Origin of the sequence: Polaromonas sp. CF318, assembly GCF_000282655.1 — a bacterium.
Classification (GTDB): domain Bacteria; phylum Pseudomonadota; class Gammaproteobacteria; order Burkholderiales; family Burkholderiaceae_C; genus Polaromonas.
In genome coordinates this window covers 57,472-78,680 of record NZ_AKIV01000062.1, presented here as the reverse complement: position 1 = coordinate 78,680, position 21,209 = coordinate 57,472, and the positions used below count along the sequence as shown (strand labels likewise).

The window sequence follows — 21,209 nt, the reverse complement described above, 5'->3', positions numbered from 1 at the left end:
GGCAACGACGCCCTGTATGGCGGAGACGGGGACGACGAGTTGCAAGGTGACGCGTCAGCAACAAGCCTGTCCGGCCAATACCATGGCAACGATGACCTGCACGGAGGGAGCGGCAACGACAGGCTGTTTGGCCTGGGGGGTAATGACACACTTGACGGCGGGGACGGCAATGACCTGCTGCTCGGTGACGCTGTGGAACTGGACCTGTCCGGTGAATACCACGGCAACGATTTTCTTGACGGTGGGGCGGGCGACGACACATTGATGGGCAACGGCGGAAACGACACGCTCATAGGCGGCGTCGGCAAGGACAAACTATTCGGAGATGGCAGTATTGACGAAAGTGCCTTGCAAGGCCAATACCACGGAAAAGATTACCTGGACGGCGGCGAGGGCGACGATGAGGCTGAAGGCGGTGGTAACGACGACACCATCCTGGGTGGTGACGGCAACGATGTATTGTGGGGCGATGCCGACGAAAGCAAGCTCAGCCTGGAGTTCCACGGCAAGGACACGTTGAATGGTGGAGCGGGGAGCGACACCTTGTATGGAAACGGTGGTAACGACGTTCTGTTCGGCGGTGAAGGCAATGACACTTTGTATGGAGGCACTGGCGATGACCGTCTCGAAGGTGGTGCCGGCGACGACATCCTGAAGGGTGATAGCGGCGATGACGTCCTGACCGATACCGATGGCAACAACACCTTTGACGGTGGCGCCGGTAACGATACGCTCACGGCCGGCGATGGTGACAACACCCTGAGCGGCGGCTCAGGCGCCGACCAGCTCACGGCCGGCGACGGCAGCAACACCCTGAACGGCGATGAGGGCAATGACACCCTCGTGGCCGGCGACGGCGGCAACAGCTTGCTGGGCGGCAACGGCAACGACAGCCTGACCTCCGGCGCGGGTGTTGACAACCTCGGCGGTGGCAACGGCAACGACACGCTTCATGCGGGCGGCGGCAACGACACGCTCAATGGCGGTGACGGCGACGACATGCTGTACGGCGAAGGCGGCAACGATGTGCTGTACGCCAGCCGCGGCAATGACACGCTGGCCGGCGGCGACGGCCTGGACACCTATGTGCTGAACTACAGCGCCGACCGCAGCAACGTGGTCGACGACTCCGCCGAGGGCTCGGTCATCAAGCTTGGCGCGGCGGGTATGAAGTTCGAAGACCTGAACGCCGTGCGACGCGCCAACGACCTGGTGGTCGAGGTGCGCGGCACCTCGGCGTCGATGCGCATCAAGGACTATTACGCCTCCACCCAGACCTCGTGGGTGTTTGAGGATGCGCAAGGCAACACCACCACGGGCGAGGCGCTCGTGGCGGCCAGCCAGACGGATTGGGCTCAGCTGCAGGCGAATTTGCTCAAGGATTTCCAGTCCAGCACGATGGGCGCGATTTCGCGGAGCTACGCGGACACCGGCTACACGCAGCGGGTTGATGGCTCCTGGTACCTGGCCGCCAACTACACCATGGGCATTGCCAAGACCTATGACGTCAGGACGGAATGGTCCAAGGCTGTCCACACGCCGCTCAATGACCCCAGCCACCCCTGGGTCGCCACGTCTTCTTATGTCTCGTATGCCGCGTGGGCTACCCAGCAATCAGGGCAGGAGACGGCCCGGGACTGGACCGCCAACATTACCTTCCAGGCCAATGCGGTCGCCAGCGGCACCGCAACGATTCAATCGTACAACTACAGCACCAGCACCCAGAACGCGTGGAGCGCGGTGCAATGGACAGGCGATGGCGGCACCCATTCGGAATCCGAGTGGGTTTACGAATCATCGACCGGATGGCCCACTGAAAACCCGACGGAGTCCATCAGCCTTTATACGCGCTACGACATCGACAGCGATTACTACGAAGGCACTGTCGGCCCGCTGACCTTCCAGGACCCGGGTACGGTCGCGCAAGCCGGCGACCTGCCCGACTATGTTGCGGTCGATTACCTGCACCAACAGACAGGCTATAACCTGGGGCCATCGCTGCTGGCCGATGGCGACCAGACGGTATGGGCCGACCAGTATTCAGCTGTGATAGGCGGCACCGGCAACAACACGATTTACGGCGCCGGCTTTGCCTATGGCGGCACCGGCAACGCGCAGCTGATAGGCGGCGGCACGCTGATGGCCGGAACCGGCGACCAATTGCTGCAGTTCGGCAAGGTCATGGTGGTCGGTGACGGCCACGATACCGTGGTGGGCTACGACAACAGCCGCATTCTCGTCAATCCGGACAACCTGGGTATAGACCTCATAGGCCAGAGTTTCGACTGGGAATCCGACACGGGCGACTTTGGACAGTCCCAGGAGATCAAGGCGATTTACCAGGCCATGGGCTATGAAGACTGGACAAAGAACTACCAATACGGCGGCAAATACCGCCTGGACTTTGGTGAGGACTTCCAGGGCTATTACGACTCGATAGAGGACGCGCGCGCCGCCTTTGTTCCCAGCGACGCCTGGCCCAGTTTCGACGACGCAATGGCTTACGCATTCACGACCTGGCGTTTTGTGGAGCCTTTGGCGGCTTTGTACAAGACGCCCTACACGACCGTGGAAGACCCGGCCAACGGGCTTGTGGCTAGTAGTTACTACGCCGCGCATGGCATCACAGCCACTCTGTTGACGGCCAATGATTTCGCGGCATTGCAGCCGCTGCTCCAGGCCGGGCTGCTGCCCCAGGGTATCGTCAGCTTTGGTCCCGGGCTCTCGCTGGCGGATTTGACCCTGTCTTGGGGAGAAGCGGTGGCATCCCTTGACGGCGCCACACACGTCACACTCGACATCCTGTGGGGTACCGACCAGGGCATACGCATCCTGATGCCGCGCAGCGGCGATGCACTCAACAGCGTGGTGCAGCAGTTTGAATTTTCCGATGGCACGGTCAGCAGCCTGCAGGACCTGATCGCCCTGGCGCCGCCTGCGCCGGACTTTGACATCGGCTACGCCCAACTGTACGCAGGCATGGGCGAGCAGACAGCGGACGCAGCCGACGTGGCCGGCATTCGCGCGGTCGTTGCGTCCGCCGCCGACCTCAAGGTCGAGAGCGATGGTGTGGACCTGCTGATCACCATCGCCGGCAGCAGTGACAGGCTGCGGATCGCCGGCTGGTACGCCGATCCCAACGCCATGTCGCAGGCCATTTTGTTCACCTCGGGCGCTACGGTGCTTTCCGCGGCCGAAATGACGGACAAGGGCCTGATCAAGGACGGCAGCGCCGGCGGCCTGGACCTGTACGGCGTGCCCGGCTTTGCCACCACTTTCGTCGCCGGGCCGAATACCCGCATGACAGGTGCTTCGGGCATGGACATTTACGTCTACAACGCGGGCAGCGGCGAGGTGCATATCAGCGACCCGGGTGGCGGCACCATGCGCTTTGGCAGCGGCGTCAGCGCCACGGCCACGCTGGGCCTGGGCGAGGGCTCGCTGGCCATCCACCTGGGCAACCAGGGTGACGTGATCTACCTCGACAACTTCGACCCCGCCGATGCCGAAAACTTCGAAAGCGTGCTGGACTTCGAGTTTGCCGACGGCAGCACGCTGAGCCTGCAAGACCTGCTGGACCAGGGCTTCGACCTGTCGGGCACCTCGGACGCCGACACCATCACCGGCACCAGCGTGACCGACCGAATGCTGGCGGGTGCGGGCGACGACCTGCTGCAGGGCGGCAGGGGCGACGACACGCTGGACGGCGGGGCGGGCAGCGATGTCTACCTCTTCAGCCGCGGCGACAGCGTGGACCTGGTCAATGAGAACGACGCAACGGTCGGCAACGTGGACACCATCCGCTTCGACGACTCCGTCGCCGTGGCGGACGTCAGGGTCAGCCGCGAAGGATTCAGCCTTTACCTGAGCATGGACGGCAGCACGGACCGCATCGAAATCAGCAACTGGTTTGCCGAGGGCGCTGATACGGTGGAGCAGGTCGAATTTGCCGACGGCACGGTATGGGACAAGGCGGAGCTGGAAGCCAGGTTGCCGACGGCCATTACCGGAACCGAAGGGGATGACGAACTGGGCGGCTCGGATGCCTTTGAGATTTTTGACGGCCAGGGCGGCACCGACGTGCTGAGCGGCGGCGCGGGCAACGATGTTTACCTGTTCAAGCGTGGTGACGGCCAGGACATCATCGATGACTATGACGAGACTGTGGGCAATATCGACGCCGTTCGATTTGACAGCGGTATTTCAGCGGCCGAGGTCAGGGTCACTTTTGATTCCTATGGGCATTTGTTCCTGGGCATAGACGGCACCGAGGACCGTATCCAGCTCAACTCCTGGATGGAAGGCGAGGCCTACCAGGTTGAGCGGGTGCTGTTTGCCGACGGTACTGTGTGGAAGCAGGAAGACCTGGCTGCCATGGCCCAGTTTGGCCCTTCTGAAGGCAGTGACTACCTGGAGGCAACTGAAGATGGTGATTTCCTGAGAGGCCTGGGCGGCGCCGACGAGCTGTACGGCCTGGGCGGCAACGACATCATTGCGGGTGGCAGCGGCAACGACGCTTTGCACGGCGGGCAGGGCGATGACCTCCTGGACGGCGGGACTGGCGACGACTGGTTGAACGATGAAGCCGGCAATGACGTATACCTGTATAGCCGGGGCGACGGCTCGGACCGCATCGATGACTACGATGAAACGGCCGGCAATGTCGACACCTTGCGCTTCTATGACGGCACGATTGCCGCCTCCGACATCAAGGTCACCCGAGGTCTTGAGGACTTGTACCTGGACATCGCCGGCACAAGCGACAGGATCACCCTGGCCGGCTGGTTCATAGGCGAGGGCAGCAGCCAGATAGAGCAGATCGAGTTTTACGACGGCACCGTGTGGAACGCCGCCATGCTCGAAAGCCTGGTGGTGTTGGGCGATGCCAGCGAAAGCGCCGACGAACTGGCGGGTACCGCCGGTGACGACATGATCAACGGCCTGGGGGGTGACGACGAGTTGATGGGCGTAGGCGGCAATGACACGCTGGACGGTGGCGCCGGCAATGACCAACTGGCTGGTGGGGGCGGCAGCGATATTTACCTCTTCGGCCGCGGCTCCGGCCAGGACGTGATCCAGGAATTTACCGAGGCCGAAGGCGGCATCGATACGCTGCGCTTTGACAGCACGGTGGAAGTGGCCGATATCACCGTCACGCGTGATGATGACGGGACCGTCAGCCTGAGCATCAATGGCACAGACGACAGCGTGCAATTGAACTACTGGTTTGCCGAGAGCACTGACCAGTTCAAACAGGTGGAGCGGGTTGAGTTTGCCGACGGCACGGTATGGAACACACAGACCCTTGCCGACCTAGCCATCCTCCTGGGTACGCCTGACCAGGATTTCCTTCCTGGTAGCCAGGGCAATGACATGCTGCGAGGCCTGGATGGTAATGACATCCTGTTCGGCGGCGATGGATTCGACGTGCTTGAAGGCGGAGCGGGTAACGACAGCCTTTCGGACATGGCCGGCAGCAGCAACTACTTCAATGGCGGTAGCGGAGACGACCAGTTGCTTGGCAGCACGGGGGCCAACCTCCTCATCGGCGGAACCGGCAATGACGCCATCACCAGCGACAGCGGCCCGGATGTGATTGCCTTCAATGTGGGCGACGGCCAGGACACCCTGTACGTCAATGACTCCGTACCGAACCTGGAGGACACCATCAGCCTGGGCGGCGCCGGCCTGGACTACGCCAACCTGAGCTTGGAAAAGGACGGCGACAACCTGGTGCTCAAGCTCAGCGGCACCGACCAGCTGACCTTGGCCGACTGGTACGCCGACACACCCAAGCAAAGCGTGCTGAACCTGCAGCTGGTAGCCGAGGCAATGTCGGCCTTTGATGCCAATTCCAGCGATCCGCTGCTCAACAAGAAGGTGCAGACCTTTGACTTCCAGGGCCTGGTCGGCGCCTTTGACGCGGCGCGCACGGCCACGCCGGGGCTGAGCAGCTGGGCCTTGAGCAACGGGCTCACGCAGTTCCACCTGGCGGGCAGCGACAGCGAAGCCCTGGGTGGCGACCTGGCCTACCACTATGGCGCGGACGGCACGCTGGCGGGTATGGGCCTGGGCAAAGCGCAGGAGGTGCTGACAAATGCGCAGTTTGGTGCGCAGGCGCAGGCCGTGCATTCGACGGCCAGCTTGCAAGAGGGGCTGATTCGACTGGGCTAAGCGGATGACAGGCGCCGCAGCTGATTCAATTCAGCTGCGGTAGCCCTGTGTGGCGGCTTGGGCCAGATCCGGCGCCCCGGCCCTAGTACGGGTATTCCGCCGCCGACTTGATGTCGCCCAGCGGCGTGGCCGCTATCCAGTGGGCGTACTGGTTGACCTTGCTGGTGTCCAGGCTGGCCGTGGCTATGTGTTCGTAGTCTCCATGGCGAAATTTCGACTTTGAAAAATAGTCATCGGTGTGGATCGCGTGGATATGCAGCGTGAACTCGTCGATGTGGCCGACGACGTAGCTTTCGAGGTCGAGGATGCGCTGGTAGGAATAGCGCAAAAAGGCGTTGTGGTTTTCATTGGCGGCGATTTCCCCTGCGTACAGGGTGATCACGCCCTTGAACCAGCCCGGCCATCGGCCTTCGCCATGGGCGTCAAAATGTTCGAGCAAGCGCTCGCACCAGTAGGTCTGGCGCTCCAGGAAGAAGAGGACCAGGGACGATTCGGCGAGTATGGACGAGCCGCACCCGAAGCTTCTCTGGTGGGCGACGCCATGGGCTTCGCAGAAGGCGGTCATCTTGTCCCACACCTCCTGGTTTTCCGCATAGCGACCGCGCCCCAGCACCGGAAAGTTGGGGCGAAAGCCTGCCAGGTGGCGCGTCAGGAAAACATCGGCATCGGTGCGAAGCAGCCATTTGTACTGGCCGGCCAGGTGGGCCGTGTGCGGGCCTGAAACGCAGGCGATGGAGTTGATGAAGTGGTAGCCCTTCCAACGCCCTTCGCGGGAGATTGGTTCGGCGGCGATTTTGATGACGCCGGGGTCGTCGCCGGGCAGGCGGTCATAGGCCTTCGGGTGGCAGACCACAATGAGGTCGGAACGGCGCCAGACACCTGAATGGATCCAGCTTTTGTAGATCCAGCCAAACTCTTCATACATGGACGGATGGTCGTCGATGTAAAGCAGTATCCCGAGGTCCTTCTCGTGTGCCGGCATGGGCGTTGTTGGGGCCATCAGAAGTTGCGGTAGGTATAAGAATTGCCGTCTATCACCTCGGTGTGCGAGACGATGCTGGCGATCAGGTGCGCCGGCTTGAAGGGCGCGCCCGTGCCCATGCGGGTGACGGTGGGCGGATTGGCGTTGATGTCCCCGACCAGGCGGTCGAAGGGCATGGGGTTGGCCTGGTAGCCGCGCAGCAGGAAGAACTGCATGACCTCCGAACGCATCCAGGCCCATCGGTCATGCCAGGTGAAGTCACGCTCGGACCACACGGAGATATGGGATTCATGATGGTCCAGGTTGGCCTTGGCGGTGTCGTAGTAGCTGAACTCGGGTGCGATGACCAGCAGGTAGCCGCAGCGGTAAGTCAGGAAGTTCAGCAAGTCCAGCCCCCTGGATTTGGGCAGGTGCTCTATGCAGTCGCCGATCACGACCAGGTCGTAGGTTTCGTTTTTGTGGTGGTGGATCAGGTCGTAGGCGTCCATCACGCGGACGTCGTCGTACTTGGCCCGGAGATCGAACTGGGCGACGTAGTCCGCCGAGATTTCCGTGGCGCGTATATGGGCTTGCGGCGCGGCCTGCCTGACCAGCTCCGCGTATTTGCCTTGGCCCGCGCCTATGTCCAAGACGGTGGCCGGTGAGATTTTCCGGATGACTTCAAGCGTCAAGGGGTCGAACACGGTTTCTGAAAGTCCAGCCACAAGTTTCTTTCGGTGAGATGTTGGGGTACGGAATGAGCTTATTGCGGTGACCAGTCGCAACCTTAAACCAAGACGAGGGATGGCCCGGCTGCGGGTCGGAAAAATGTTGGCAAATGAGGCGCGGGCGAGTGCTTGATCGTGGAGGGAGATCACTTTATACTGTATATAAGTACAGTATTTAGGTCTCATGTCCGACGCCATCATCCCCCTCCACGCCATCAAGGGCCGCGGCACTGCCACGCGTATCGCGCACCGGTTTGAAAAAGACGTGCGCACGGCCTGGGACGATGGCTGGGGCACGCTGGAAGAGGGCGTGGCGGACGAGGCGCCGCGGCTGGAGACCACGGTCACCCTGGAAGAGGCTCGCAGCGCCATCGTGCGCAACGACTCGCCGGACATCTTTTTTGACTACAGCATCAATCCCTACCGGGGCTGCGAGCACGGCTGTGTGTACTGTTATGCGCGGCCCACGCACAGCTACCTCAATCTTTCGCCGGGCCTGGACTTTGAAACCAAAATCATCGCCAAGCGCAATATCGCCGCGGCCTTGCGCGCCGACCTCGCCAGGCGCAGCTATGTGCCGCGCCTGCTCAACATCGGCTCGGGCACCGACTGCTACCAGCCGGCCGAGCGCGAGCTGCGGCTGACGCGCGGCCTGATCGAGGTGATGCGCGATACCTGCCATCCCTTCTCATTGATCACCAAATCCAGCGGCGTGGAGCGCGACCTGGACCTGATCGCGCCGCTGGCGGCCGACAAGCTGGCCGCCGTGTACGTCACCATCACCACGCTGGACGGCGAACTTGCGCGCAAGCTGGAGCCGCGCGCCGCGGCGCCGCACCGGCGCCTGCGCACCCTACGGACCCTGGCTGAGCACGGCGTGCCTGTGGGCGTGAGCGTGGCGCCGCAAATTCCCTTTGTGAACGAGGACATGGAGCAGGTGCTAGAGGCGGCTTGGGAGGCCGGTGCGCGTTCGGCGTTTTACACCGTGATCCGGCTGCCCTGGGAAGTGGCGCCCCTTTTCAAGGAATGGCTGGAGCTGCATTACCCCCAACGTGCCGCGCGCATCATGGCACGCATCCAGGAGATGCGCGGCGGCAAGGACTACGACAGCGATTTCGCCTCGCGCATGAAGGGTTACGGCCTGTGGGCCGACCTGATCAAGCAGCGTTTTGAGAAAGCCTGCAACCGCTTGGGCTTTAACCGCCAGCGTGTGGAGCTGGATTTGAGCCGCTTCAGGCCGTCGGGTGCGGCAGGGCAGGGCAGCCTGTTTTGACGGCCCTATGGGTTTGGGTCGCGAGGGCTATAGTGCAAGCCATTCTTTCCAAGGAGTTCAGCGTGGCATTTGAATGGAAGCATTCGTCGGATGATGTTGATTGGGATGCGCTGTCCCACCTGTACCGGATCGCGCCGCTGGGCGAGAAGAAACCGGCGGACTTGAAAGTCGTGTTTTCCAACAGCCTGTTCAAAAGTTTTGTGTATGAAGGCGGGCAGTTGATAGGCGCGGGCCGCGCGCTGGCTGATGGCATGGACTGCTCTTACATCTGCGACATCGCGGTGCACCCGGAGCACCAGGGCGTGGGCCTGGGCAAGGAGATTGTGGCTTCGCTGGTCAGCCAGTCCAAGGGGCACAAGAAGATCATCCTCTATGCGGTCGCCGGCAAGGAGCCGTTTTACCGCAAGCTGGGCTTCAGGCGCATGCTGACCGCGATGGCGATTTTCAAGAACCAGGAGCAGGCGCTGCAGAGCGGGCTGATCAGCGACAGTTGACCGCGTGGGCAATTGCCCTAACGCAAATAACTGCGGTTCAGCCGCACTTCAAGTTTGCTCTGCAGCTTCTCGAAGGTGGCGCTCATGGCCCAATAAATCCCCGCGGCCGCCAGGTACAGCGGGAAGGGCTGGAAGGTGGTGGCGATCACTTCCTTGGTGGCCAGCATCAGTTCGCCGACGGCGATCACCGAGACCAGGGAGGTGTCCTTGATCAGGCTGATCAGGCTGTTGGACAGGCTGGGTACGGCCAGCCTCAAGGCCTGTGGGCCGATGACGTAACGCAACGTCTGCACCTGCGTGAGGCCCAGGCTGCGGGCCGCATTCCACTGGCCGTGCTCGACGCCGTTGATGGCGCCGCGAATCGTTTCCGACAGGTAGGCGCCTACGTTGAGGCTCAGGCCCAGGATGCCGGCGCTGATGGGGTCGAACTGTATGCCTATGCTGGGCAGGCCGAAGTAAATGACAAAGAGCTGCACCAGCAGCGGCGTGCCGCGCATGCAGCTGACGTAGAGCGCCGCGAACTGCGACAGCCCCGGCACCTTCGCCAGCCGCGTGATGGCCACAAAGGTACCGACGATGGCGCCGAAAAAAATCGATGCCACGGCCAGCAGCAGCGTCCATGCCGCGCCCTTGAGCATCAGCGGCAGGGCGTCGCGCAGCAGGGAGGTCAGGCCGGATAAATCCATGGGAAGTCTCCACAAATAAAAACCCCGGCTGCGCGCCGGGGTGCTTCAGGCGCCTGCCGAAGGAAGGCGCGCGGCTGGATCGATGTTACTTCGATTACTTCGCGACCGGCGGCTTGCTCACGTCGCGGTCAAACCACTTGTTGGAGATTTTCGCGAAGCTGCCGTCGGCCTGCAGGTCGGCCAGCGCCTTGTCGATGGCGGCCTTGAACTTGGGGTTGTTCTTGACGAAGGGGATGCCGGATTTTTCCAGGTCGCCGACAGGGGCGCCGGGCTTGAGCGGCAGCTTGGTCTGTTTGACGATGTAGGGAATCAGGAGGCTGTCGTTGAGTGCCGCGTCGATGCGGCCCAGTGCCAGGTCCTGCAGATACTCCTGTGCGCCGGGATAGGTCTTGACGTCTATGCCGCCCACCTTTTTTGCGATGTCGGCATAGTTGGTGCCCTGGCCCAGGCCCAGCTTTTTGCCCTTGAGGTCGGCCAGCGACTTGAACTCGCGTTTTTCATCCTTGCGGATGATCAGCTGGGGCGCTGAGATGGTGTAGGGCTCGGAGAAGTCAAAGGTCTCCTTGCGCTTGTCGGTGATGCCGACCTGATTGATCACCACGTCGTACTTGCCGGCCTGCAGGCCGGCCAGGATGGCGCTCCATTCGCTGGTCGAGAACTCGGCCTTCACGCCCAGCTTTTGCGCCAGGGCATTGGCCAGCTCGACTTCAAAACCGGCAAGCTGGCCGCCTTCCTTGTAGTTGAACGGGGGATAGGTGCCTTCGAGGGCCACCTTGAGCGTGCCGCGCTGCTTGACGGTGTCCAGCAGGTCGGCGGCGCTGGCGCCGAAAGCGAGTGTCAACAGGAGTGCGGAGGCGACGGCCTTGCGAATATTCATATTCAACCCTTGCATAAGAGAATTGTTATTGAGATGAATGTGAATATTAGGTGCATCCCCCATCGGGTGCACCGCGCGCCGAAAAAGCCCTACGCGAAATCCGGTGATGGATGTGTGGCGCTCAGGGCTTCACGCAAGGCGCGTAGATGTCGAGCGCGGGTTTGTAGACCGTGGTCTGCACATTCATCAGGCCCAGCACCGAATGAAAGTAGTTGTCGTGGCTGACAGGTGCATCCAGCTGCTGCTTGAGGCAGGCCGTGGTCAGCTTGCTGCGCTGCTCGAAGCCGGGCGACAGCCAGGTGATCCAGGGCACGCGCTTTTGCACGTCGGGTGCGATGCCGTAGGGCATGCCGTGCAGGTAGAGGTTGTTCTCGCCCAGCGATTCGCCGTGGTCGGCCAGGTAGAGCAGGGCGGGCGCGCTGCGCGCTTCCTGCGCCTTGAGCCACTGGATGGAGGAGGCGAGCAACTGGTCGGTGTAGACGATGCTGTTGTCGTAGGCATTGACGAGGCCTTCCTTGCTGCAGCTTTGCAGCGCGTTGTCGGCGCACTCGGGCAGGAATTTCTTGACGGCCTGCGGCGAGCGTTTGTAATAGGCCGGGCCGTGGCCGCCCATCTGGTGCATCACCACCACCACGCCCTTCGCGCGCCGCTCGGGGGGCAGCGCGGCGATGCGCTCGGCTATGCCGTGCAGCATCACTTCATCAAAACATTCGCCGCTGTCGCACAGGCCCGGCACCTTGAGCTGCACGGTGTTGACGTTGGGTACCCGGTCGCACACCCCCTTGCAGCCCGACTGGTTGTCTATCCAGAGCACGGCCAGGCCGGCGCGCTGCAGCACGTCGAGCAGGCCCTCGTAATTGGCCGGCCGCGAGTCATAGGCCTCGCGCCCGAAGTGGGAGAACATGCAGGGCACCGAGGCCGCCGTGCTGGTGCCGCAGGACCAGGCGTTGCGCTGGCTCGCGACGTTCTCTTTGGCCAGTAGCGGGTTGGTGGGGCGGCCATAGCCGTTGAGCGAGAAATTGCCGCTGCGCGCCGTCTCGCCCAGCACCAGCAGCAGCAGCGGGGGCTTGGTTTGCGCGCTGTAGCTGGCGCCCAGTTTGGCGTCTTCGCCCAACGGCAACACCACGGACTCATCGCGCTGGAAAGGCTTGGCCGCAATCGCACCCAGTGCGTAAAAGGAGTTGAGCGGGTTGATCAGGTAGCGCACATGGGTGTAGTTGCGCATGACCGAGGCGATGCTCTGGAAGAACAGGAAGACCACCAGCACCAGCAGCACGCAGGCGCCGGCCAGCGTGGCGAAGTTGCCCAGCAGCTGTCGCGCGGCGCTGGCCCGCCTGACTTTCTGCCGCCACAGCAGCACCAGCGGCAGCACCGCCAGCACCAGCACCGTGGCCAGCAAACGCCAGTTCAGCAGGTCGCGGGTTTCGCGCACGTCGGTCTGCAGGGTGTTGACCATCATGGTCTTGTCGATGACCACGCCGTAGGCCATCATGAAGTAGGCGCCGAAGGCCGCCGAGAGCAGGAACAGGGTGATGGCCGGCTTGAGCGTCCAGCGCCAGGCCAGCAGGCTCAGCAGCGCCGTGGTGGCCAGCGTGATCACCAGCACCAGCGCGACGCTGATGACGGCGGCCTGGCCGCCGCTCAGGCCGGGCAGGCGGGACAGCTCGCGCCACAGCGCCACGTTGCACACCGTGGCGATCCAGAGGCTGGCCAGCACCACCAGCCACAGCGGGCGCATGCCGCGAAGCTGTTGATCGGAAGGGCGGGAAAGGCTGGCGGCGTCGGGCGTGGGTTGCAGCGGCATAGCGCTGCATTGTATTGGCCGTGGGCTTATGTGGTCCTTAAGCCTGGGCCGTCAAACCGAGTTGCCGCGCATGGTGGTTCAGGTGTTCGGCCATGAAGCTCGCGATGAAGTAGTAGCCGTGGTCGTAGCCCGCATGGCGGTGCAGTTCCAGCGGCTGGCCGGCCTTGGCGCAGGCGGCTTCAAACAGCTCGGGGTGCAGCTGTTCGGCGAGGAATTTGTCGGCCAGTCCCTGGTCTATGCGTATGCCGCCGGGGTAGGGTGCGGCGGGCATAAGGTTCATCAAGGCGGTGGCGTCGTGTTCGGTCCAAAGAGATTCATCGCTGCCGAGATAGCCGGTGAAGGCCTTGCGCCCCCAGGGGCACTGGCTGGGCGCGCAGATGGGCGCAAAGGCCGAGACGGATGTGAAAACATCCGGATGCCTGAGCGCGAGTGTCAGCGCGCCGTGGCCGCCCATGGAATGGCCGAAGAGGCCGACGCGCTTCGTATCAAGCGGCAGGGCGCCCGCCAGCAGCGGCAGCAGTTCCGCCGTGATGTAAGTTTCCATGCGGTAGTGCCGGGACCAGGGGGCCTGCGTGGCATCGAGGTAGAAGCCGGCGCCCACGCCGAAGTCCCAGCTGTCGGCCTCGCCGGGAACGCCTGCCCCGCGCGGGCTGGTGTCGGGCGCGACCAGGGCCAGGCCCAGCTCGGCCGCCAGGCGCTGCGCGCCGGCCTTGACCATAAAGGTCTCTTCGTTGCAGGTCAGGCCCGCGAGGTAGACCAGGAAGGGCACCTTGTTGCCGGCCACAGCCTGCGGCGGCAGGAAGACCGAAAAGCGCATGGGCAGGCCGATCTCGCGCGAGCCGTGCTGGTAAAAGCGCTGCAGGCCGCCGAAGCAGCCGTGTTCGCTGAGAAGCTCAGGGGTGTTGGCCATGTCGACTTAATAGAGCACAACACCACGGATTGATTCGCCGCTTTTCATCAAATCGAAGCCTTTGTTGATGTCCTCCAGCGGCATGGTGTGCGTGATCAGGTCGTCGATGTTGATCTTGCCTTCCATGTACCAGTCGACGATCTTCGGCACGTCGGTGCGGCCGCGCGCGCCGCCGAAGGCCGAGCCTTCCCATTTGCGGCCGGTGACCAGCTGGAAGGGCCGGGTGCTGATCTCGGCGCCGGCTTCGGCCACGCCGATGATGATGCTGCGGCCCCAGCCCTTGTGCGTGCATTCCAGCGCCTGGCGCATGACCTTGGTGTTGCCTATGCATTCAAAGCTGTAGTCGGCGCCGCCGTCGGTCAGCTGCACGATGGCGTCGACCACGTTTTCAGTGTCCTTGGGGTTGATGAAGTGCGTCATGCCGAACTTGCGCGCCATCTCCTGGCGCGCGGGATTGATGTCCACGCCGATGATCTTGTCGGCGCCCACCATCTTCGCGCCCTGGATCACATTGAGGCCTATGCCGCCCAGGCCGAACACCACGACGTTGGCGCCGGCTTCGACCTTGGCGGTGAACAGCACCGCGCCTATGCCGGTGGTCACGCCGCAGCCTATGTAGCAGACCTTGTCGAAGGGCGCGTCTTCACGGATTTTGGCCAGCGAGATTTCGGGCGCGACCGTGTAGTTGCTGAAGGTCGAGGTGCCCATGTAATGGAAGATGGGCTTGCCGTCCAGGCTGAAGCGGCTGGTGGCGTCGGGCATCAGGCCCTTGCCCTGGGTGCCGCGTATCAGCTGGCATAAATTGGTCTTGCGCGAAAGGCAGAACTTGCACTGCCGGCATTCGGGCGTGTAGAGCGGGATGACGTGGTCGCCCTTCTTGAGCGTCGTCACGCCGGGGCCGACGTCGACCACAATGCCCGCGCCTTCATGGCCCAGGATGGCCGGGAAGATGCCTTCGGGGTCCGCGCCCGAGAGCGTGTAGTAGTCGGTGTGGCAGATACCCGTGGCCTTGATCTCGACGAGCACTTCACCGAATTTCGGGCCTTGCAGGTCCACGGTTTCAATCGTCAGGGGCTGGCCTGATTTCCAGGCGACGGCGGCTTTGGTTTTCATGGGGATGGGCTTGCGTTGAGGGATGGGTAAAGAGGGCCTTGAAGCGCGTAAGGCACTATAAGCCAGTCCCCCAGGAGCACGGCCCGCAAGATGTTTCATTTTGAGAAAACCCCGGGAATCCCGGGGCAGCGCGGGCCCCAAGAAAAAGCCGCCCGGCCCCAAAGGGAGCGCAGGCGGCTTGCGTCACATGAGGGGCGGGCTTAGCGGCCGGCTTCCTTCAGGTACTGCGCGCGCGCGGTGATCGCGGTGTCGGTGAAATCGGTGAACACGCCGTCCACGCCGGCGCGGTAGAAGGCCAGGTACTCGGCCTTGGGGTCGCCCTGGTAGTCGGCGGCCAGGCGGCGGCGCTCATTGCGGAAGGTGAAGGGGTGAACGAACAGGCCCGCCTTGTGCGCATCGGCCACCAGGCTGCTCGCGGGCAGCGAGGTCGAGTCCGCGTCGTTGAGTTTGCCGTCGCCATTGATGTCGACCTGCTTGCCGTCGGCGCCTAGGGTGCCCTTGGTGCTGATGATGTAGCGCTTCCAGGGCCCTATGCCGTCGGCATAGGTCTTGATTTCGGCCAGGCCCGCGGGCGTGGTCATGGCGTCAAATAAGCGCTTGTCGCCGGACTTGGTCCAGTCGTAGGGGCGGTCGCTGGGCACGGCGAAAGTCACGCGGCCGGTCTTGGGGTCTATGCCGTCGCCGTCGATGAGCTGGATCAGGCGCGTGTTCAGGCCCTTGCTCTTCATGTACTTGAGGCTGCCCGGCTCAAACGACTGCACGTAGATGGGCGCGGTCTTGCTGTTCCAGCCGGCGGCATTGATGATGGCGATCAGCTTGTCTTCCATCGGCAGGCCGCGCTCGCGGAAGTAGCTCGGGTTCTTGGTTTCGGGGTAAATGGCGATGGTGCGGCCGGTCTTGGCGGACTGGGCCTTGGCCAGGTCCACGACTTCCTGGAAGGTCGGCACCTTGTACTGGCCGTTGAACTGCTGGGGGCGCTCGGCATCGGTCGAGACCGCGCCCAGGGTGCGGATCTCGGCCAGCGTGAAGTCGTCGCTGAACCAGCCGGTCTGGGTCTCGCCGTCGACCTGGATGGTCTTCTTGCGCGCGGCGAATTCGGGGTGCTTGGCCACGTCGGTGCTGATGGCCAGGTTGGGGTCGTGGCGGGTGATCAGCACGCCGTCCTTGGTCACGACCAGGTCCATCTCGATCACGTCGGCGCCGAGCTCGATGGCGCGCACATAGGCTTCCAGCGTTTCTTCCGGCACATAGCCTGAAGCGCCGCGATGCGCGATGACCAGCGGCGCCTTGCCGTCGAGTGTGGAGAGGCCGGCTTGCGACGGCGTGCCCGAAGAAGAGCAGGCGGCCAGCAGCACGCTGCTGCAAACGAGGGCGAGCAAGCCGCCATGCTTGAGGGTCAAGGCCTTGCGGGTCGATACGGTCATGGGTGTTTCCCTGAGTTAAAAGGGCTGATCGTAGGCGCGCGATGACGACAGGCCTGTGACAGGGTGTGTGCCTTGTTGGCAAAAACAACACCCGCGTCTTTTCGGCCGGAAATAAGGCCGGGCATAGAAATGCCGGAACAGGTCCGGCATTTTTGGGTTTGCGCAAAAAAAGGTTCAGGCGCTGAAGAAGCTCTTGAGCTTGTCGGCCCAGCCTTCTTCGCTGGGCGAATGTTTGGCGCCGCCTTTTTTCAGCGACTCGTCGAGCTCCTTGAGCAGCTTGCGCTGGTGCTCGGTGAGCTTGACCGGCGTTTCCACGGTGATGTGGCAGTACAGGTCGCCGGGATAGCTGGAGCGCACGCCCTTGATGCCCTTGCCGCGCAGGCGGAACTGCTTGGAGGCTTGCGTGCCTTCGGGGATGTCGATGGCGGCCTTGCCGGCGAGCGTGGGCACCTCGATTTCGCCGCCCAGCGCGGCCGTGGTGAAGCTGATGGGCACGGCGCAGTGCAGGTCGTCGCCGTCGCGCTCGAAGATGTCGTGCTTCTTCAGTCGGATCTCGATGTAAAGGTCGCCGGGCGGGCCGCCGTTGGTGCCGGGCTCGCCGTTGCCGGTCGAGCGTATGCGCATGCCGTCGTCTATGCCTGCGGGAATCTTGACTTCCAGTGTCTTGTTGTTCTTGGTCTTGCCCACGCCGTGGCAGGTCACGCAGGGTTCGGGGATCAGCTTGCCCGTGCCCTTGCACTGCGGGCAGGTCTGCTGCACGCTGAAAAAGCCCTGGCGCATCTGCACCACGCCGTGGCCGTGGCAGGTGGTGCAGGTCACCACCTTGGTGCCGGGCTTGGCGCCGCTGCCGTGGCAGGTGTTGCAGTCGTCCCAGCTCGGGATGCGGATCTGCGCTTCCTTGCCGTGGGCCGCTTCCTCGAGCGTGATTTCCATGGCATAGCTGAGGTCGCCGCCGCGGTAGACCTGGCGCCCGCCGCGTTGCTGGCCGCCGCGCTGGCCGCCGAACACGTCGCCGAAGATGTCGCCGAAGGCCTCGGCAAAACCACCGAAGCCCTCGGCCCCCGGGCCGCCGCGCATATTCGGGTCCACGCCCGCGTGGCCGTACTGGTCGTAGGCCGCGCGTTTGTTCTCGTCGGAGAGCATCTCGTAGGCCTCTTTGGCCTCCTTGAATTTTTCCTCTGCGACCTTGGACGCATCCCCCTGGTTGCGGTCGGGGTGGTGCTTCATCGCGAGCTTGCGATACGCTTTCTTGATGTCCTCGTCACTGGCGTTCTTGGGAACGCCCAGTGTGTCGTAATAGTCTTTTTTGGTGGCCATGGCAGCTCAGGGTCTTCGTTGATCGGTCTCGTCGGGTCAGCCGGGAGGCAGGCGGTCAATCCGGGCATTCGCGGGCGGCGGCAGATGCGCAAAAGCGGAAAGCCGGGATTGCTCCTGGTTTCCGCCTTTTGCATCCGCCTGTGCCGCCTGCCTTTGCATGCAGTTATCGCGCCAATGCGGGGCTTGTTGCCTTAGGGCGCTCAGCCTTTTTTGACTTCCTTGACTTCAGCGTCCACGACATTGTCGTCGGCCGGCTTGGCTTCTGCCTGCGCCGCGCCTGCCGCGCCCGCGTCGCCACCGGCTGCCGCCTGCGAAGCCTGCATGTCGGCATACATCTTCTCGCCGAGCTTCTGGCTGGCTTCCATCAGGGCCGTGTTCTTGGCGTCGATGGCGGCCTTGTCGTCACCCTTGAGCGCCTCTTCCATGTCCTTGATGGCGGTCTCGATCTTTTCCTTTTCGCCCGCTTCGAGCTTGTCGCCGTACTCGCCCAGCGATTTTTTCACGCTGTGCACCAGGGCTTCGGCGTTGTTCTTGGCGGTCACGAACTCGACCTTCTTCTTGTCTTCTTCGGCGTTGAGCTCGGCGTCCTTCACCATCTGCTGGATTTCAGCTTCGGACAAACCGGAGTTGGCCTTGATGGTGATCTTGTTTTCCTTGCCGGTGCCCTTGTCCTTGGCGCCCACGTGCAGGATGCCGTTGGCGTCGATGTCGAAGGACACTTCGATCTGCGGCGTGCCGCGCGCTGCCGGCGGGATGCCCTCGAGGTTGAACTCGCCCAGCGCCTTGTTGCCCGAGGCGATTTCGCGTTCGCCCTGGAACACCTTGATGGTCACGGCCGGCTGGTTGTCTTCGGCGGTCGAGAAGGTCTGCGCGAACTTGGTCGGGATGGTCGTGTTCTTCTTGATCATCTTGGTCATCACGCCGCCCATGGTTTCAATGCCCAGGGACAGCGGGGTGACGTCGAGCAGCAGCACGTCGGTGCGGTCGCCGGACAGGACCTGGCCCTGGATGGCGGCACCCACGGCCACGGCTTCGTCGGGGTTCACGTCCTTGCGCGGCTCCTTGCCGAACAGCTCCTTGACCTTTTCCTGCACCTTGGGCATGCGGGTCTGGCCGCCGACCAGGATCACGTCATGGATGTCGGAGGCGGAGACGCCGGCGTCCTTCATGGCCACGCGGCAGGGGGCGATGGTGCGCTCGATCAGCTCGTCGACCAGGCTTTCGAGCTTGGCGCGGGTCAGCTTGACCAGCAGGTGCTTGGGGCCGGTCGCGGGGTCGTGCGCGATGTAGGGAATGTTGACTTCGGTCTGCGGGCTGTTGGACAGCTCGATCTTGGCCTTCTCGGCGGAGTCTTTCAGGCGCTGCAGGGCGACCACGTCCTTGGACAGGTCGATGCCGCTGTCTTTCTTGAACTCGGCCACGATGTAGTCGATGACGCGCTGGTCGAAGTCTTCGCCGCCCAGGAAGGTGTCGCCGTTGGTGGACAGCACTTCGAACTGCTTCTCGCCGTCGACGTCGGCGATCTCGATGATGGAGATGTCGAAGGTGCCGCCGCCCAGGTCATACACGGCGATCTTGCGGTCGCCCTTTTCCTGCTTGTCCAGGCCGAAGGCGAGAGCTGCCGCGGTGGGCTCGTTGATGATGCGCTTGACGTCCAGGCCGGCGATGCGGCCGGCGTCCTTGGTGGCCTGGCGCTGCGCGTCGTTGAAGTAGGCGGGCACGGTGATCACGGCGTCGGTGACCGGCTCGCCCAGGTAGTCTTCGGCGGTCTTCTTCATCTTGCGCAGGATGTCGGCGCTGACTTGCTGTGCCGAGATCTTCTTGCCGCGCACTTCCACCCAGGCGTCGCCGTTGTCGGCGGCCACGATGGAATACGGCATGAGGGAGATGTCCTTCTGGACTTCTTTTTCGCTGAACTTACGGCCGATCAGGCGCTTGACGGCGTACAGCGTGTTCTTGGGGTTGGTCACGGCCTGGCGTTTGGCGGACGCGCCGACCAGCACTTCACCGTCTTCCTGGTAGGCCACGATGGAAGGGGTGGTGCGCACGCCTTCCGAGTTCTCGATGACGCGGGGCGAGTTGCCCTCCATGATGGACACGCAGCTGTTGGTGGTGCCCAGGTCAATGCCGATGATTCTTCCCATGATATTTACTCCTGCTTTTTTGATTCGTGAAGATTAAAAGTGGTGTGGCCGGGGTTTCTTTCCTGGCCGCTGTGAATGACTATGTTGATAACTTGTGGGTAAGTTGATGGGCTTCAAGGGCCTCAACATGTTTTTCCATTCTTGTCGGGTGTTTATTTGGGGGCTGCCACCGTAACCAGGGCGGGGCGCAGAACGCGCTCGGCGATCAGATAGCCTTTTTGCAGCACGCTGACCACGGTGTTGGCTTCCTGGTCGGCCGGCACCATGCTGATGGCCTGGTGCTGGGCGGGATCGAATTTGGTGCCGGGGGCGGGGTCTATGGCCACCACCTTGTTGCGCTCCAGCGCGCTCTTGAGCTGCTTGAGCGTGGCTTCGGCGCCTTCGCGAATCTGCTCGGGCGTGGCTTCCTTGATGGCCAGGCCGGCTTCCAGGCTGTCGGCCACCGGCAGCAGGCTTTCGGCAAAGCTTTCCAGCGCGTACTTGCGGGCCTTGGCCACGTCCTCGTCGGCGCGGCGGCGGGCGTTTTCGGTTTCGGCCTTGGCGCGCAGGTAGCTGTCGGCCAGCTCGGTGTTTTTGGCCTGCAGCGTGGCGACTTCGGCCTGGGCCACGGTCAGCGCGTCAAACTCGTTGGCGGCCTGCGCCGCTTCCAGTTCTTCTGGGCTGGGTTCACCGCTAAGGGGTTGATTTTGTTCGGGTTGTGTGTTTTCAGACATGCGAGGCAACAGGGTTGGTGTTGGTAAGGTTCCCAACTGGGGGTGGCAAAGCCCTTTTCAAGACAAGGGCTTAGCTTTTGGCTACGAAAGTTTTTGCCGCCTGGGTGCCGGGCGGCCGGCTTGGCTTATGCGTCGGGGGCGGCCCATTCTTCTGCCCACTGGTGGAGCGGTTTGAGCTTGTGCAGCAGGCCGCTGCCCGTGGCGGTGAGGCCGTAGCCGCCGCTCCCGAGTTCGACCAGCCGCGCTTCGCGCAACTCCTTGAGCCGGTCGTTCATGACCGAAGGCGACATGTTTCCGGCGCTTGCTGCCAATTGCCGGAAATTTTGCGCCTGCCCGTCACGCAACTCCCACAGCAGCCGCAACGTGCCGCGGCGACCCAGCAGGTCCAGTAACGCCATCACGGGCCGGCCCGTGGCGGAGCCGCGGACCGGTTTGCCGGGAAGGGGTAGCGTGGAAGTCATGCCCGGATTGTAGGGGCTGCGCCTGTCGTGTCCGCGACGATTGCTACGGAATGCGTAGCGATATAGTTGCCGTTCGCTACGGAATTAGTAGCGAATTGAAGCCATGATCCCTCTACACAACAGGAAGCCT

At 63.0% G+C, this 21,209-nt stretch carries 15 protein-coding genes; 3 read left to right on the top strand and 12 right to left on the bottom strand.

Annotated elements, in window-relative coordinates; genetic code table 11:
* Positions 1 to 39: 39 nt before the first annotated feature.
* Complete coding sequence (locus PMI15_RS25475; protein ID WP_036838567.1) at positions 40 to 6,174, top strand: calcium-binding protein; 6,135 nt, start codon at positions 40 to 42, stop codon at positions 6,172 to 6,174.
* 82 nt (positions 6,175 to 6,256) lie between these two features.
* Here the strand turns inward: PMI15_RS25475 and PMI15_RS11715 are convergent, their stop codons facing one another.
* The gene (locus PMI15_RS11715) at positions 6,257 to 7,174 is read right to left on the bottom strand and encodes a hypothetical protein (RefSeq protein ID WP_238541108.1); all 918 of its coding nucleotides are present in this window, start codon (positions 7,172 to 7,174) and stop codon (positions 6,257 to 6,259) included.
* Positions 7,174 to 7,860 carry a trans-aconitate 2-methyltransferase gene (locus PMI15_RS11710; protein ID WP_157214595.1) on the bottom strand — a complete coding sequence of 229 codons (687 nt, stop codon included), beginning with the start codon at positions 7,858 to 7,860 and terminating at the stop codon, positions 7,174 to 7,176. The genes PMI15_RS11715 and PMI15_RS11710 overlap by 1 nt, the downstream gene beginning before the upstream one ends.
* Positions 7,861 to 8,047: 187 nt before the next feature.
* Here PMI15_RS11710 and PMI15_RS11705 point away from each other — a divergent pair, with 187 nt between their 5' ends.
* Complete coding sequence (locus PMI15_RS11705; protein ID WP_007868638.1) at positions 8,048 to 9,136, top strand: PA0069 family radical SAM protein; 1,089 nt, start codon at positions 8,048 to 8,050, stop codon at positions 9,134 to 9,136.
* A gap of 62 nt (positions 9,137 to 9,198) precedes the next feature.
* Entirely contained in the window at positions 9,199 to 9,630 is a 432-nt protein-coding gene (locus PMI15_RS11700; protein ID WP_036838620.1) for a GNAT family N-acetyltransferase, read from the top strand.
* Positions 9,631 to 9,647: 17 nt separating this feature from the next.
* On the opposite strand, the gene PMI15_RS11695 is transcribed toward PMI15_RS11700, so the two are convergent.
* The 10 genes from PMI15_RS11695 to PMI15_RS11650 all read right to left on the bottom strand — a co-directional run bounded on the left by PMI15_RS11695 (position 9,648) and on the right by PMI15_RS11650 (position 21,079).
* Positions 9,648 to 10,316, bottom strand: coding sequence for an amino acid ABC transporter permease (locus PMI15_RS11695; RefSeq protein ID WP_007868634.1), 669 nt, complete (start codon positions 10,314 to 10,316; stop codon positions 9,648 to 9,650).
* 94 nt (positions 10,317 to 10,410) lie between these two features.
* Entirely contained in the window at positions 10,411 to 11,193 is a 783-nt protein-coding gene (locus PMI15_RS11690; protein WP_007868633.1) for a transporter substrate-binding domain-containing protein, read from the bottom strand.
* Between the two features lie 121 nt (positions 11,194 to 11,314).
* Entirely contained in the window at positions 11,315 to 12,997 is a 1,683-nt protein-coding gene (locus PMI15_RS11685; protein ID WP_007868630.1) for a phosphoethanolamine transferase, read from the bottom strand.
* Between the two features lie 37 nt (positions 12,998 to 13,034).
* Positions 13,035 to 13,907: an S-formylglutathione hydrolase gene (gene fghA / locus PMI15_RS11680; RefSeq protein ID WP_007868628.1), complete on the bottom strand. Its 873-nt coding sequence runs from the start codon at positions 13,905 to 13,907 to the stop codon at positions 13,035 to 13,037.
* Between the two features lie 6 nt (positions 13,908 to 13,913).
* Positions 13,914 to 15,020 carry an S-(hydroxymethyl)glutathione dehydrogenase/class III alcohol dehydrogenase gene (locus PMI15_RS11675; RefSeq protein WP_007868626.1) on the bottom strand — a complete coding sequence of 369 codons (1,107 nt, stop codon included), beginning with the start codon at positions 15,018 to 15,020 and terminating at the stop codon, positions 13,914 to 13,916.
* Positions 15,021 to 15,220: 200 nt separating this feature from the next.
* Positions 15,221 to 16,444: a glycerophosphodiester phosphodiesterase gene (locus tag PMI15_RS11670; RefSeq protein ID WP_007868624.1), complete on the bottom strand. Its 1,224-nt coding sequence runs from the start codon at positions 16,442 to 16,444 to the stop codon at positions 15,221 to 15,223.
* 174 nt (positions 16,445 to 16,618) lie between these two features.
* Positions 16,619 to 17,761, bottom strand: a complete 1,143-nt coding sequence (gene dnaJ / locus PMI15_RS11665) for a molecular chaperone DnaJ (protein ID WP_007868622.1) — start codon at positions 17,759 to 17,761, stop codon at positions 16,619 to 16,621.
* 200 nt (positions 17,762 to 17,961) lie between these two features.
* Positions 17,962 to 19,905 carry a molecular chaperone DnaK gene (gene dnaK, locus PMI15_RS11660; RefSeq protein ID WP_007868619.1) on the bottom strand — a complete coding sequence of 648 codons (1,944 nt, stop codon included), beginning with the start codon at positions 19,903 to 19,905 and terminating at the stop codon, positions 17,962 to 17,964.
* 152 nt (positions 19,906 to 20,057) lie between these two features.
* A complete protein-coding gene (grpE, locus tag PMI15_RS11655) occupies positions 20,058 to 20,618 on the bottom strand; it encodes a nucleotide exchange factor GrpE (RefSeq protein ID WP_007868616.1) in 561 nt (186 codons plus the stop codon).
* A gap of 125 nt (positions 20,619 to 20,743) precedes the next feature.
* Positions 20,744 to 21,079 carry a helix-turn-helix domain-containing protein gene (locus PMI15_RS11650; RefSeq protein WP_007868613.1) on the bottom strand — a complete coding sequence of 112 codons (336 nt, stop codon included), beginning with the start codon at positions 21,077 to 21,079 and terminating at the stop codon, positions 20,744 to 20,746.
* Positions 21,080 to 21,209 lie beyond the last annotated feature (130 nt).